General features: G+C 37.8%; 12 protein-coding genes. 5 read left to right on the top strand and 7 right to left on the bottom strand.

The window, feature by feature from the left end; genetic code table 11:
• Nucleotide 1: 1 nt before the first annotated feature.
• Both modB and modA read right to left on the bottom strand, forming a co-directional pair.
• Nucleotides 2-688, bottom strand: coding sequence for a molybdate ABC transporter permease subunit (gene modB / locus QKW49_RS17925; protein ID WP_282864026.1), 687 nt, complete (start codon nt 686-688; stop codon nt 2-4).
• 143 nt (nt 689-831) lie between these two features.
• Complete coding sequence (gene modA / locus QKW49_RS17920; protein ID WP_349239037.1) at nt 832-1,662, bottom strand: molybdate ABC transporter substrate-binding protein; 831 nt, start codon at nt 1,660-1,662, stop codon at nt 832-834.
• Between the two features lie 411 nt (nt 1,663-2,073).
• Here modA and QKW49_RS17915 point away from each other — a divergent pair, with 411 nt between their 5' ends.
• Entirely contained in the window at nt 2,074-3,078 is a 1,005-nt protein-coding gene (locus tag QKW49_RS17915) for a helix-turn-helix transcriptional regulator (protein ID WP_282864025.1), read from the top strand.
• A 132-nt stretch (nt 3,079-3,210) separates the two neighbouring features.
• On the opposite strand, the gene QKW49_RS17910 is transcribed toward QKW49_RS17915, so the two are convergent.
• The gene (locus QKW49_RS17910) at nt 3,211-3,339 is read right to left on the bottom strand and encodes a hypothetical protein (protein ID WP_282864024.1); all 129 of its coding nucleotides are present in this window, start codon (nt 3,337-3,339) and stop codon (nt 3,211-3,213) included.
• A 380-nt stretch (nt 3,340-3,719) separates the two neighbouring features.
• Here QKW49_RS17910 and QKW49_RS17905 point away from each other — a divergent pair, with 380 nt between their 5' ends.
• A complete protein-coding gene (locus tag QKW49_RS17905; protein WP_282864023.1) occupies nt 3,720-6,038 on the top strand; it encodes a helix-turn-helix domain-containing protein in 2,319 nt (772 codons plus the stop codon).
• A gap of 453 nt (nt 6,039-6,491) precedes the next feature.
• Here the strand turns inward: QKW49_RS17905 and QKW49_RS17900 are convergent, their stop codons facing one another.
• Nucleotides 6,492-7,739 (bottom strand): IS110 family transposase, encoded by a 1,248-nt coding sequence (locus tag QKW49_RS17900; RefSeq protein WP_282863096.1) that lies wholly within the window; start codon nt 7,737-7,739, stop codon nt 6,492-6,494.
• A gap of 302 nt (nt 7,740-8,041) precedes the next feature.
• On the opposite strand from QKW49_RS17900, the gene QKW49_RS17895 reads away from it, so the two are divergent.
• The 3 genes from QKW49_RS17895 to QKW49_RS17885 all read left to right on the top strand — a co-directional run bounded on the left by QKW49_RS17895 (nt 8,042) and on the right by QKW49_RS17885 (nt 11,035).
• Complete coding sequence (locus tag QKW49_RS17895; RefSeq protein ID WP_282864022.1) at nt 8,042-9,133, top strand: TRAP transporter substrate-binding protein; 1,092 nt, start codon at nt 8,042-8,044, stop codon at nt 9,131-9,133.
• A gap of 124 nt (nt 9,134-9,257) precedes the next feature.
• Nucleotides 9,258-9,740 (top strand): TRAP transporter small permease, encoded by a 483-nt coding sequence (locus QKW49_RS17890; protein ID WP_282864021.1) that lies wholly within the window; start codon nt 9,258-9,260, stop codon nt 9,738-9,740.
• A gap of 17 nt (nt 9,741-9,757) precedes the next feature.
• Complete coding sequence (locus QKW49_RS17885; protein ID WP_282864020.1) at nt 9,758-11,035, top strand: TRAP transporter large permease; 1,278 nt, start codon at nt 9,758-9,760, stop codon at nt 11,033-11,035.
• Between the two features lie 216 nt (nt 11,036-11,251).
• Here QKW49_RS17885 and QKW49_RS17880 read toward each other — a convergent pair whose 3' ends face one another.
• The 3 genes from QKW49_RS17880 to QKW49_RS17870 form a co-directional block, all read right to left on the bottom strand.
• Nucleotides 11,252-12,337: a DctP family TRAP transporter solute-binding subunit gene (locus QKW49_RS17880; protein WP_282864019.1), complete on the bottom strand. Its 1,086-nt coding sequence runs from the start codon at nt 12,335-12,337 to the stop codon at nt 11,252-11,254.
• Nucleotides 12,338-12,445: 108 nt separating this feature from the next.
• The gene (locus QKW49_RS17875; RefSeq protein WP_282864018.1) at nt 12,446-13,723 is read right to left on the bottom strand and encodes a TRAP transporter large permease; all 1,278 of its coding nucleotides are present in this window, start codon (nt 13,721-13,723) and stop codon (nt 12,446-12,448) included.
• Nucleotides 13,717-14,241 carry a TRAP transporter small permease gene (locus QKW49_RS17870; protein ID WP_282864017.1) on the bottom strand — a complete coding sequence of 175 codons (525 nt, stop codon included), beginning with the start codon at nt 14,239-14,241 and terminating at the stop codon, nt 13,717-13,719. The genes QKW49_RS17875 and QKW49_RS17870 overlap by 7 nt, the downstream gene beginning before the upstream one ends.
• Nucleotides 14,242-14,279: the final 38 nt, after the last annotated feature.

Here is a 14,279-nt window from a genome sequence, read left to right as displayed (position 1 = left end):
CTTACCGCCCACCTGTCCCTGATATAAATTTACGCTGATGATCAAGCCAGTAATTCATCAAAAGAATCACAATAAGGGAAATAGTTACAATAAGAAGTACCCACGTCAGCGCTCTCCCCATATCCCCGCCTTCTGCCGCAAAGAAAATAGCAACCGGCATGGTTTGGGTTCTCCCGGGAATATTTCCCGCAACCATTAGAGTAGCCCCAAATTCTCCAAGCGCCCGGGCAAAGGATAAAATGGTTCCGGCCGCGATTCCCGGCCAAGCCATAGGCAGAGTAATTCTCCAAAATATCCGCCATTCCGACACTCCCAATGTACGTGCCGCATTTAGAACATTGCCATCCACCTGTTCAAAAGCTGCTCTCGCAGTTTTATACATCAAAGGAAAGGCTACCGTTGTTGCCGCAATCACCGCAGCATACCAAGAGAAGATAATCGTCGTTCCAAGATGAAGGAGGAGCCGTCCGATAGGTCCGTTCTTTCCAAGCAAAAGCAAGAGGAAGAACCCTACAACTGTAGGTGGCAATACCAAAGGAAGATTCAAAATCCCGTCAATAAGTCCTTTCAATCTCCCCTGATAATTGGCAATCCATTGAGCAGCTATAATCCCGAGAAAAAAAGCAAATATTGTTGCTGCAAAAGCTGTTTTTGTTGAAATCCATAACGGTGATAAATCAAACCCCACGAACACTCCCCCTCATATTATTAAGAAGCATTTATATTTTAAAATAAACAATACATCTCTATATGATGCAAAACGGAACGCCACAAGGGGCGTTCCTTACTATGCACTTAGATACCAAAAAGCATGTACATTAAAATTAGCACTTACTTCGCAAGCACACTAAACCCATACTTTTCAAACACATCTTTTGCCTTATCTCCTGTTAAAAACGTGATAAATTCTCTGGCTGCCGCCTCATTCTTACTATCTTTTATCACTGCTGCAGGATAGATGACCGGCGAATGCGAACCCTCCGGAGCAGTTTCTACAACTTTAACCTTATCAGATATCTTTGCATCTGTTCCATATACAATACCGGCATCCACATCACCGGTTTCCACCCACGTTAAAACCACACGTACATCTTTCCCCAGTGTAGCTTTAGTCTGCACTTTATCCCATAGTTTTAGATTTGTCAATACTTCCTTAGCATACTTTCCTGCCGGAACACTTTCCGGCTCACCTAACGCTACTTTTTGGACATCCTCAGCATCAAGACCTTCAAAGCCGGATACCTTAGAGGAATCTTTTGGTGCTATTAAAACAACTTTGTTTTCCAGCAGTTCCTTATAAGTATCTTCTATAATGAGACCTTTTTCTTTTAAGGCATCCATTTGTTTAGCAGCAGCCGACAAGAACACATCAGCCGGTGCACCCTGTTCTATTTGCTGCTGCAATGAACCTGAGGAGCCGAAATTATAAGTAATGGTAACATTGGTTTTCTCTTGCGCGTAAAGCTCCTTTATTTCTTCCATCGCATCTTTCATGCTCGCTGCGGCTGATACAATAAGCTCAATATTTTTTTCTTGTTGTACCGACGCTGGTGCAGTGTCTTGCTGGGATTGCGGCGCAGAAGACTGCTGACAACCTGCCGCCATTAAAATGAAACTTAACATTAATACCAACACAATAGATCTTTTTAACAACCTCATCATAATATTACCTCCTAAATAATGAAATAAACAATAAAGCCTCGACCGCTTGGATACAACTATTGTCATTTAAAATTGCTCCAAACTCGCCATCGAGACGTTTACTCTTCAAAAAATATTAAATTTTCAAACGTTTCTTTGCATTACACAACAAAGCAAAACATGATATAACGTTATATTAATTAATATTATAGTAATGTGTCTCAATAATGTCAACATATATCAAATAAAAAATATTATATATTGCATTTTTAATTCCAGTAATATTGCATAATGTTCATTTATATATATTTTACAATACAATTACGAATAGTATTATAAGCTTTCTTTCCTTTTTAGAATATTTTTTAAGAAGATAATAGATAATATGTGGAATAAATGCTATAATTGACTCAAATGAAAGGAGCGTATATCATGAGAGACGATTCATCTTTAACACCCCAAGAAGTCGCAGATATTTTGAAAATTGCTAAGAACACTGTTTATGAACTGATTAAGCGCGGAGAACTGAAAGCATACAGAGTAGGAAGAAAGGTCCGTGTAGATCCGCAGGACGTAGAAGAATATAAAACCCAAGGAAAAAAGAGTTCTTCCGTCATTAATACTCCTATGCCTACAAGTACTACTCCGGCACCTTCCTCTCATGTTAATACTGCACCTAATCAGAACCGTATTGTAATGAATACTCCCCTGCGTAAGCATTATCTCACCGAGAAGGAATTTATTATTTGCGGTCAAGATGCTCTTCTCGACATATTGTCGCGTCACCTCGAGCGTCACCAGAATGGAGTCCGTGTGCTGCGTTCTTATGTCGGAAGTTATAACGGCTTATATGCCCTTTATCATGGAAATGCTTCCATCGCTACCGCCCACCTTTGGGACGGCGATACGGGAGAATATAACATTCCCTATATACGCAGATTGCTGCCAGGCATTCCAAGTGTAGTTATCCATATCGCCTGCCGTATACAAGGCTTTTATGTTTCTAAGGGAAACCCAAAGAAAATCAAGGAGTGGCAGGACCTTACCCGGGCAGATGTATTGATGATCAACCGTGAAAAGGGCTCCGGCACCCGTGTCCTGTTGGACGAATCCCTCCGTCGTTTAAACATCCCCAGTTGGTCTGTAAGAGGTTACGATTGGGAAGAGCTATCCCATCTCGCAGTCGCAAGTACTGTGGCGAGAGGCGATGCAGATGTGGGTATAGGTAATGAAAAAGCGGCCATGCAAGTATCCGGAATAGACTTCATACCTCTGCAAAAGGAAAAGTATGATATGGTTATTAAAAAAGAAGATATGAATTTACCACATGTTCAGGCAATTATTGAAATTCTTAATTCAAAAGAATTTAAGGCCGAACTTCAAGGAATAGGCGGATATGACTTAGATAAAACCGGCAGTATTGTAACAGAGATCTAACTTGGTAAATTGCAAATCTCAATTTAGTTATCTATATGTATCCGCCGTTTCGGAATTCTATCTAAAATTAGGCTTATTAAAGAAAAAAAGAAGGGTGGACCAAACCGCCCTTCTTAACAGATACTCTTATCGCTATTTCTGAGCATAACCATATCCATAACCATAACCATATCCAGTGTTATAGAATAATAATAAGAATATCAAAATAAAAAACAATACTTCAGAATTTTCACCAAAGAAACCGCCGCCTCCGCATGCCATAATTTTCACCTCCTTGATTAAACCAGGATACATTATTATGTTATGTTAATATTTCACTAAGTGTTACTCTGTCTTTGCTCCATTAGATAAAATGATAGCAATTTTTCTCTGCTTCCGTCTTCAATTCTTCTTCAGGTATCCCCCTTCGCTATTTCAACTATCTATATACTGTAGAATTATAGGGCGGATCATGATATAATGCTATCGAGTGAACTTGGCAATACTTCTTCTCTGACAAACAGCATAGTTTACATCTGCATTTCAATCAAACTTTCAAAGTTTTAAGAACTAATAATATCTACTGCTTCATAAAATTACATAGGCTATTTATAAATAACAGCACACGCATTGAAATTTGCTATAAAGGAGTTAGTATTGTTATGAAAAAGACATATTTGCAGAACTATAGATTTAACAGTATTTTCTTCAGGACTTTTATTGTTCTTATCCTATCTTCTATTATACCTGTATTGGCAGCCAATTGGATTATCTACCGGCAGTCTACTTCGGCTATTCAAAAGCAGACACGTAGTACCAATTTGGATATGCTTCACAAGACCAGCCAAATGGTTGATTTGATCTACGGCGAAATAAATCATACATTGCAGCAAATAGCAAATGATACAAATGTCATACAGTTAGCAATCAATCCCCATATTGATTATTTCAGCAGAAACATCAATATAATAAATAACTTGAAAAACATTGCCGCTTCCAGCCAATACATCGACTCCATATATGTATATGGTGCTAAAGACAGGTCAGTTTTCCATTCAAACGGCAATTCATATAAATTAGAAAACTTCTATGACAAGGTGTGGCTAGATAAATACCAAGCATCCGCCTCTCCTCTCCTTCAATTAGAGACAAGAACGGTTACCGATGCTTCGGGAAACCAAGTCGATAACATTACTTTTATCGCCAATGTTCTTTACGAATCGGGCAGTAAACTAGGTGCTGTCGTGATCAATGTCAGCGAAGAAAAAATTTATAAAGCAATTGAAGGATTGCATACACAGAGCAAAGGAGAAGTCTATGCTATTAGCAGCAATGGTGTGATTGTATCGCACAAAGATAAAAACAAACTATATAACAACATCAGCCATTTGCCTTATGCTAAAAAGATTTTTGAGAATGACCGGGGGTTCTTTATTGAAAAATATGAAGGAAAGCAAACTTTCTTTACATACGTGACCTCTTCTAATAATAACTGGAAATACATTTACAGCATTCCCACCGATGAGTTGCAGGCAGATACAAAAATCGTCACATTAATCATTTTAGTGATTACATATATTTATATTTTATTGAGTTTATTGATATCATTTGCTGTTTCAAAAGGCATTTATGACCCCATTGAAAATCTAATGGGATTGGTTTTGAATTTCAAACAATTTCCTGCAAAAGAAGAAGACCGGCTTATTAAAAACGAGTATGAATTCTTAGGACACGCTTACAGTAATGTTATAGATGAAAACAGAAGTATGGAAGAAACATTAGAGCAGCTAAAGCCCATGATTAAAGAAAAATTGTTTTCAAACCTCATCATGGGTATTAACGAAAATGTCAAAGAAATATCGGAAAAACTCCGCTTTTTAGATAATGATTTTAGCTTGACTAATTTTATTGTAGTTGCTATGCAAATCGATGACTACAATCAATTTTGTGATAATTTTAATGAAATCGACCGAAGCCTTCATAAAGTAAAACTGATAAATATGGTTGAGCAAATAATAGTTCATCATCAAAAAGGTGTTTGTGTAGAAGTAGAACCTGATAAGCTTGCGGTAATTATTAATTATAACGAATATATAAAGATGATGGAAGCACAGACGCAAGCCCTTCACCTCGCAGAAATCATAAAGAACCAAGTGGAAAAATGTTTTCCTTTTACCGTTACACTCGGTATTGGACGGCTATATAAGGATATTTTGAATATAAAGCAGTCTTACCGCGAAGCGCTGAATGCGTTAAAATACAAATTGTATCAAGGAAAGAATGAAATTATCAGTATTAGCGATATTGAGCCGCAGTCTAACGAACTGTATTACTATCACTCTGAAAAAGAAAAAATTATCATTAACAATCTTAAAACCGGGAATCAGAAAGAAGTGATGATCTTACTTGATGAATTGGTGGAAGAAATCTATGAAAACGGTGCAATCCCTTATGACTTCCTGCAGCAAATATTCGCAAGGATCATTAGTTTAATGGCAGAAGTACTGATCGAACTTGGTCTGACGGTTGAAGGGGTATTTTGGAGCGGATACAATCTGTATACGGAACTTTCTAAAAGAGAGACACTGGAAGATATCAGAATATGGCTGACAGAAGTATGTCGCACCATCACCGACGCAGTAAATGATATGAATATGAAGAGATTGGACCGAAACGTAGAAAAAATATTAGAATACATTGATGAACATTTGCATGAAGATATCTCATTAAACGATGTTGCTGAATGGGTCGGATTCAGTTCAAGCTATGTAAGCAGGATATTCAAAGAGAATTTGGGAAAAAACTTTGTAGAATATTTAAATGAAAGCCGTATCGCCAAGGCAAAACATCTTTTAAAGGAAACAAACTTTACCATAAAAGAGATCGGATTCAGGGTCGGCTTTAATAGTATCCAAACATTTATGAGAACTTTTAAGAAATATGAAGGGGTTACCGCAGGACAATACAGAGACAACTTATAAGCTCAACCCCTGAATTTATAAAGCATATATCATTTTTAGAACAAAAAAAGTTCGCAAAGTTCAAGAAATGATATATGCTTTTTTTACGTTGCATCTACCCTGCTATTCTTAAGTGATACAGGCCTCTGAACAAAAATAATCATCAAAGTGATAAAAGTGTTAATTTACTTTTCTTGAATATCCGCATATGATTTTTATATAAATACAACAATTCACGCACATATAAATACAATATTTTTAGCAATAATATATAACACTCATTCAAGTTACACTTGCCCCCAATGGTTATTCTAAGGTAATTTAATCCACCATATCGGTTGGATTATTACAAATATAAATGTATTTTAGGAGGGAAAGGTTGAAAAAGAATAAAAGAGCACTTAACCAGATTAGAGGGCATACCAAATAGACCACCTTTCGCTAGTCAAAAAATTTAATATTGAAAAATTAAGGTTATTCAGTAGCTGACTTAATTCTATAACCTTGGAATTTTGCTATTAATATAGCCTGCTCCACTGTAATCTCGCGATTGGCAGGAATAATGTCAGATTTCCTATAAAGTTCAGCATTATATGGTTCATTATTCTTCAACATGTTGTATAATGCTGTTAGAAGCATTCTTGCTATTGCAATGATTGCCTTCTTGTGACCGCGGCGTTTCCTGAGGCGGAGGTAGCGGTTACGTATTTCAGGATGCTTTTCACTTTTGACCACTGAGTTGGCGCATTGAACCAAAAGTGGCTTGATGTAGCATCCGGCTTTGGAAACCCGGACAGACTTTTTCTTCCCTGCACTTTCATTATTGGTAGGCGTAAGACCTGCCCAAGAACATAAGTGTTTCGCCGAAGGAAAAGACTCCATATTAACACCAATCTCTGAGATAACTGTAATTGCAGAGAAAATGTTCTTAAAGGATGGAGCGGTTAGAATTAGGTCGAGTTTTTGCTGATAGGGACTGGCGAGCGCAAGAATCAGTTCTTCTAGCTCTGTTTTCCGGGATTCCAAATCTTCAAAATGCTTTTTGATAATCTTTAATTTACCAGCCTGTTCCGGTGTAATATAGCCGTCAATGGCGAGCTCTAATTCAGGGATTTTACCTTTCATAGAGCTATGAATTAAAGGTTCTATATCAAAGGAAGTATCCTGAGGATTTTCAAGAATCTTATCCAGAATTCTTTTAGAACTTTTACCAAAAGTGTCCGATACAACGTTTCCCAATTGAATATTGGAAACCGTGAGACAGTTTTGGAGTCTATTCTTTTCGCTGGACATAAAGCAGGTTAGTTTGTAACGATAGCGCATTAGGTCACGAAGCTGGCGGATATCCGCAGGAGGCATAAAGCTACCGGCAACAAGATCATGCTTAAACAGGTCAGCAATCCATTTAGCATCTTTCTTGTCAGTCTTTTTACCACGAATAGCCTTAACATACTTAGGATGTGCAAGTACAATAGAACAGTTTTCTTCCAAGACGTTGTACACTGGAATCCAGTACTTTCCTGTAGATTCCATACAGACATCCTTACAGTTAAATTCAAGCAGCCATTGTAACAGCTCTTTCAAACCTTTAGTGTAAGTGGAAAAGCGGTGGCGCTTGTAGGTGGTAACACCTTGATTGTTGGTGGAAGCGATACAGGCAACAACAAAAGTTTTGTGAACATCAATCCCACAGCAGACTTTGTACACAATTTTTAAAGCCATAGGGACTCCTTTCTGAACTGGAAAGCTCGCAAGAATTATAGGGGGATACGGCATTGACTGAACGCCTAGCATATAAACGAGATTGTTTAAACAAAGATAAGGTTACGTACTCAAAGGTACACTTATTTGTGCTTGAAAAGGCGATCTACACATATAAACATACGGTCATCTGATAAGTCAGATAGCCCACTCACCTCCCCGTGATTTGTAGTTTACCGAAATCCCTATGGACTTAATTATAAAACAAATAACGCTCAAAAGCACTTTTCATTACGTTTTGTGCCTTGAGCGAAGCGAAAGGAATGGATATAAACATGAAAAGATTCAAAAAACTCATCAGTCTTACAGTGATCCTTGGTCTTCTGGTCACCCTATTTGCGGGTTGCGGTGGTCAACAGAGCGCTCCTGCTCCATCCGGCGGAAACGAATCAAAAACAGAGGAACCTAAGAAAGAAGAATCTCAAAAGCAAGTCACACTTAAGATTGCAAATTATTATGCAGAAACCCATCCTCAAAACATTGCATTAAAAGAAGTATTCAAACCCATGATAGAAAAAGAAAGCAACGGAACCATCAAAGTAGAAATCTATCCAAACAACCAATTGGGTGCTGAAAAAGAATTCATTGAAGGTACCAAGATGGGTACTATTGAAATGAATTTGATGGGTGTATTGCTGTCGGAACAGTTCCCTAAATTAAAAGTAATGGAGTTTCCATTCTTATTTGATTCTCCGGAACAAGGATATAAAATTCTCAGCGATGAAAAAATTTCTGCTGAAGTAACAGAAGGATTGTCTACTGTAGGATTGAAGGTATTAGGCTACAGTGTTAACGGTGTGAGAGCCGTCTCCAACAGTAAGCATCCTATCAACAGCGTGGAAGACTGCAAAGGCATAAAACTGCGTGTACCTCAGGTTAAACAGCACATCGAAATGGCGAAAGCTTTAGGTTTCAATGCGGTAACCATGCCTATTTCCGAAATATTTACGGCTTTACAGCAGAAAGTAGTTGACGGGCAGGAAAATCCTCCTACAACCGTGCTTGCAAGCGGCTGGTATGAAGCTCAAAAATACATCGCTTTAACAAACCACATGATCGCATACAATGCCGTTACTGTGAATGAAAAGTTCTTTAATAGTTTATCAAAAGAACAGCAAGACGTAGTACAGAAAGCGGTAACAGCTTTTACAGAAAAAGAATTGGAATTATATAATGACGCTGCCCAAAAGGATATCGAGACATTGAAAACCAAAGGCATAGAATTTACTACGCCCGATCTTAAGCCTTTTAAAGAAATCGTGGTTGCAAATGCTTATGACAAAGTACTTGCCGATACTCCCGAAGTCAAGGAATTGATTGAAAAGATTTGGGAGCTTCAAAAAACAATAAAGTAATTAAAGGCTAAGATTTTGAAAATTTAAAAATACATATAGGAGAACTATCGACTCCTATATGTATTTTTCTATAACGTGATTGGAGTAATTGCTGTGCAAATGCGTTTAAAATGGAGGGGATCTCATGGAAAAAAGCGATATGAAAAAAAGCGGCTTTTATAGCAAAATTAAAGGCATTACGGAGTATCTGTTATTTTTACTTTTTGCCGCCATGGTTGTCATCGTATTTATCAATGTTATCGCAAGGTTTGCTTTTAACAACTCTCTGACAGCCTCAGAGGAGATTGCAAGAATATGTTTTATCTGGCTGGTTTTTATAGGTGCTACCCTGGCATTAGAAGAAGGCGAGCATATAGGAATCGATTTACTTATTAATCTTCTGCCGCGGATAGGTCAGAAATTAGCAGCAATTGTGGCAAATATATTACTGCTTGCCATTACTGCCTTAGCCAGCATATACGGCTTCATTTTGAGCAAAAACAATATGGATTGGCCGTCACCTGCCACAGGTATATCATTCGGTGCGATTGGCATTATACTCCCTATTTGCTTTACCTTGATGTTTTTCATCGTATTGCGAAAGACTGTGCTTTTATTTAAAAAATGATATAGGAGGAAAACCACATGTTACTTGTTTTTGTAGTCAGTTTGCTAGGATTTCTTGCTATAGGTATTCCGGTTGGATTTTCACTAGCATTAACCAGTACTGTCATGCTTTTATTTATGAATAATACCAATTTCATCGTTATTTCCCAAAACCTTTTAAGTGGTACCGATAACTTCGCACTCATGGCCATTCCATTTTTTATTTTAGCAGGTGAAATCATGAACGAAGGAGGATTATCCCTCGGAATTGTAAGGTTTGTCAAATCCCTTTTAGGTCATGTAAAGGGAGGCTTAGGTTACGTGGCAGTGGTTGCAAGTATGATTTTTGCCGGTGTCTCAGGCGCTGCGGTGGCAGACACATCGGCTATCGGTTCTGTGCTCCTGCCTTTAATGGACCAAGAAGGATATAAAAAAGATAAAAGTACTGCATTAATCTGTGCGTCAGGATGTGTGGGCCCGATCATCCCACCTAGTATCCCCATGGTCGTCTTTGGTGTTGTAGGCGGCGTATCGGTGACAAGAATGTTTCTTGGAGGCATGGTTCCGGGCATTGTTACCGGCTTACTGCTCATGATTACATGGTATCTTCTTTCCAAAAAAGAGAACCTGCCCACTTTCCCAAAAGCTTCTTTTAAAGAAGTGCTTTCCTCTACAAAAGACGCATTACCTTCATTAATGCTTCCCTTCATCATTCTAGGGGGAATTCTAAGCGGTATATTCACACCTACCGAAGCAGGTGTTATTGCTGTAGTCTATGCATTTGTAATTTCAGTAATTATATACAAAAAATTAAGCTATCCTCAGATCAGAGATATCTTTGTGAAGGCTGCGCGTTCTACCTCGGTAGTGATGTTTGTGGTCGCAGCCGCAACGGCTGTTGCCTATGTTATCACAGTAGCGCAGATTCCCCGACTGCTGGGCGATCTTCTGATGGCAACCACTTCAAATAAATATATCATCCTGTTTTTAATTAATATCCTCATCCTACTGGTGGGCTGCTTTATGGATGTATCCCCTTCGCTGCTGATTTTAGGGCCTATCCTGCTCCCTATTGTCACAAAGATAGGCATCGACCCGGTTTTCTTCGGAGTAATCATGGTATACGGCTTGTGCATAGGTTTGATAACACCGCCTGTCGGAAATGTGTTGTATGTAGGATGTGGTCTATCCAAGATATCCATTGCACAATTGGTAAAGAAAATCTGGCCGTTGGTGGTGGTTTACATCATCGTACTTTTCTTGATTACTTACATCCCGGATCTTGTTATGTTCATTCCGAATGCAGTCATGAAGTAGTATAAGATACCACCAATATAGGATAGTCGGGAAAGTTTCTTAGCAAAACAAAGGCTAGTTTTCACATGAATCTTTATTCATGTGAAAACTAGCCTTTTATATTGGTAAAATTACTAATTGACTGCTTGCAGAATCGTCCTTGTCATATCCTTATTATTTGATAAAGATAGTCTTATCATTTAAAGAATAGAATTTTTACGCAATTTGCTCACTGATCTACTTAGTCTTTTCCAATTCTTGTTTTAACATATCAAGTGCTTCTTCACCAAATATATCTGTAAAATCATCCCAAATAGGAATGAGGATCTCTTGGAATATCTGTTTTTGTTCCAATGTCAATTCAGTAACTTTCAAGCCGTTTGCCTCCATTGTTTCGCGGCATTTTTGTGCGGCAGCCCTATTTATCTTTCTATTAATAGGCTCGGTCTCTTTTGCAACCTCTTTAAAAATCTTTTGATCATCTTCCGGGAGCTTATCAAATAGTTTTTTACTATAGATAAATATAAACGGGGAATAAACATGACCTGTCGTAGAAAGATGATCTTGAACCTCATAAAATTTTCCATCATAAATGGTCGGATATGGGTTCTCCTGTCCATCAATTACATGCTGCTGCAGTGCAGTAAACACCTCCGTATATGGCATAGGTGTGGGATTAGCACCCAGAGTTTTCCATGCAGCTAAGTGAATTGGATTCTCCATGGTTCTAATCTTCATGCCTTTAACATCTTCAGGACTTACAACCACTTTCTTGGAATTAGTAAGATGCCTAAATCCATCTTCATACCATGCAACATTGACAAGTCCCTTTTCTAACATCTTATTATCAAGATAAGATGCGAAATCCCCAGATAATATTTTATCTGCTGCTTCTTCACTACTAAACAGAAATGGAAGGTCAAACACCATTACTTCTTTCACAATTGTCCCAACTGGAGAAGGTGATGTAACAACCGCATCAAGCATACCGGCTTTAACCTGTTCAGTAGCTTTTAAATCATCACCTAAAGCTGCATTCGCAAAAATCTGGATGTCGTATCTCCTTTGCGTTTTTTCCTCAAATTGTTTTTCAAATTCTTCAAGTGTCTTGGTTATTGGATGGGTATCGCTGCCTGCAAAACTAATTTTGATTACTTTTTGATCTTTCGGCGTATCCGCATTGTTTAAGTCATTAACCGGCGATTCATTAGTTTTTTCTTCTTCAGAATTAGGTACTTCAGGCTTTTCATTTGAAAGACATCCCCCGAGTAAACTTGCTACTAGAAAAGCAATAAGAATTATTGATACTATTCTTTTTTTCATTATTTTTCTCCTCTCTAAACTGTTTTTTTGAATATGACATGCAAACAATTCTACATATTAAATAATGATAAGACTCCCTTAGCATTTTTTGATTCTCTTGTTACCTGATTATGCAAACGCATTTGGAATAAACATTATTAAACCTGGTACATATGTAATCATTAGAAGTACTGCAATCATAACTAAAATGAATGGTAAAAGTGGTTTAGTTAATTCAAAGATCGATATTTTAGACAACCCGCATACTACATATAAAACCGTACCAACCGGCGGTGTCACAAGTCCTATACATAGATTAACACACATTATTACTCCAAAATATACAGGATCCAATGAGTAACTTTGTATAATAGGTAACAGAATTGGTGTCATCAAAAAAATTGCAGGAGCAAGGTCCATTACACATCCAATTAATAACAATAAGATATTAATTAAGAACATTGTCACATATATATTATCCGACACCGACAGCAACAGCTTAGACAACTGACTAGGTACATGTGCTGTAGTAATATAGTAGGCAACAGACATCGCGGCACCACATACCAGCATGATAATGGATGTACTTCTAGCTGTAGCTACTAAGATACTAGGTAATGCATTTAAATTCAATTCCTTATATATAAACTTTGAAACGAAAAATGCATATACAACCGCTATGACCGCCGATTCTGTCGGTGTCACAATCCCGCTGACAATACCTCCGAGAATGATAACGGGAAGCAGCAATGCAAAAAAGGCTTTCTTTGCATTGACCCATATAGCTATCCATGAAAATTTATCTGTAGATTTATATCCCTGCTTGCGGGCATGGATTCCCCACACTACCATTAATCCTGCACCAATCAACACTCCCGGGACGATACCTCCTAAAAATAGCTTCACAATTGAAACACCTGCTGTTACACCATATAATATCATTGGTATACTAGGTGGAATGACCGGCCCAATACATCCCGATGTAGCAATTAATGCGGTACTAGTACGTACATCATATTTTTCTTCTTTCATTATCGGAAGCAAAATTGAACCAATAGCTGACGTATCAGCGTCTGCAGAACCCGAAACACCTGCAAATACCATACTCGATAGAATCGATGTATACCCTAGACTACCAGTAATCTGGCCGATGAATGACCGCGCAAATCCTACAATCCTTCTAGACAACCCCCCCACATTCATAATCTCTCCGGCTAAGATAAAAAATGGGATTGCAAGAAGTGTAAAGCTATCAAATCCTCGTATCATACTTTGCATAACAACGAACGGTGATATATCTCCCATATAGACCATCAATACAACCGCTGTCAGCAATAAACTAAATGCAATAGGTATGTTTAAGAGTATAAATCCAAACAAGCTTAATAAAAATATTAGAACTACCATAACAATCCCTCTTTTCCTTCTTCCTTTCGCGATAGCAGCCGCATAGCTTGGGATACTACTCTATGTAAGGTTATTAGACAAAGTATTGCAGAACATATCGGAACAATAATATATACGTATCCAAGACAAATGCGCATTGCTGGAGAAACAGACTCAAATGCTCCAAGTACCACTTGATATCCTCCAACAGTCATTAAACCGGTTATAAACAGAATAAATAGATTGCCGACAAATACAACTATTTTAGAAACTCTATCCGGTACCATTTTAACTAATATATCCAACCCAAGATGTTCACTGCGAACATATGCCAAAACTGAACCTATACAAACCATCCAGATCATCATAAATCTTGACAGTTCTTCCGACCATGCAATAGAAGTATTAAAAATATATCTACTACATACACTGAATAACACCACTAATACTAGCAACACCATCAATAAGCCTGAAAAAAATTCCAACAGTCCATTAATCTTAGAATAAACATTATTAATTCTACGGCTTTTCTCTTTCATAAAATTCCTCCCTCAATAGTTCCATTATATTAAGAGTT

Origin of the sequence: Petroclostridium sp. X23, assembly GCF_030013905.1 — a bacterium.
In the GTDB taxonomy this organism is placed as follows: Bacteria; Bacillota; Clostridia; order SK-Y3; family SK-Y3; genus X23.
This window is presented reverse-complemented; position numbering and strand designations above follow the sequence as displayed.

Bases quoted from the DNA above. Each gene is read 5' to 3' on its own strand.
- QKW49_RS17910 (WP_282864024.1), bottom strand. From the start codon at position 3,339: ATGGCATGCGGAGGCGGCGGTTTCTTTGGTGAAAATTCTGAAGTATTG.
- modA (WP_349239037.1), bottom strand. From the start codon at position 1,662: ATGATGAGGTTGTTAAAAAGATCTATTGTGTTGGTATTAATGTTAAGT.
- QKW49_RS17895 (WP_282864022.1), top strand. From the start codon at position 8,042: ATGGATATAAACATGAAAAGATTCAAAAAACTCATCAGTCTTACAGTG.
- QKW49_RS17890 (WP_282864021.1), top strand. From the start codon at position 9,258: ATGGAAAAAAGCGATATGAAAAAAAGCGGCTTTTATAGCAAAATTAAA.
- QKW49_RS17880 (WP_282864019.1), bottom strand. From the start codon at position 12,337: ATGAAAAAAAGAATAGTATCAATAATTCTTATTGCTTTTCTAGTAGCA.
- QKW49_RS17885 (WP_282864020.1), top strand. From the start codon at position 9,758: ATGTTACTTGTTTTTGTAGTCAGTTTGCTAGGATTTCTTGCTATAGGT.
- QKW49_RS17875 (WP_282864018.1), bottom strand. From the start codon at position 13,723: ATGGTAGTTCTAATATTTTTATTAAGCTTGTTTGGATTTATACTCTTA.
- QKW49_RS17905 (WP_282864023.1), top strand. From the start codon at position 3,720: ATGAAAAAGACATATTTGCAGAACTATAGATTTAACAGTATTTTCTTC.
- QKW49_RS17915 (WP_282864025.1), top strand. From the start codon at position 2,074: ATGAGAGACGATTCATCTTTAACACCCCAAGAAGTCGCAGATATTTTG.
- QKW49_RS17900 (WP_282863096.1), bottom strand. From the start codon at position 7,739: ATGGCTTTAAAAATTGTGTACAAAGTCTGCTGTGGGATTGATGTTCAC.
- QKW49_RS17870 (WP_282864017.1), bottom strand. From the start codon at position 14,241: ATGAAAGAGAAAAGCCGTAGAATTAATAATGTTTATTCTAAGATTAAT.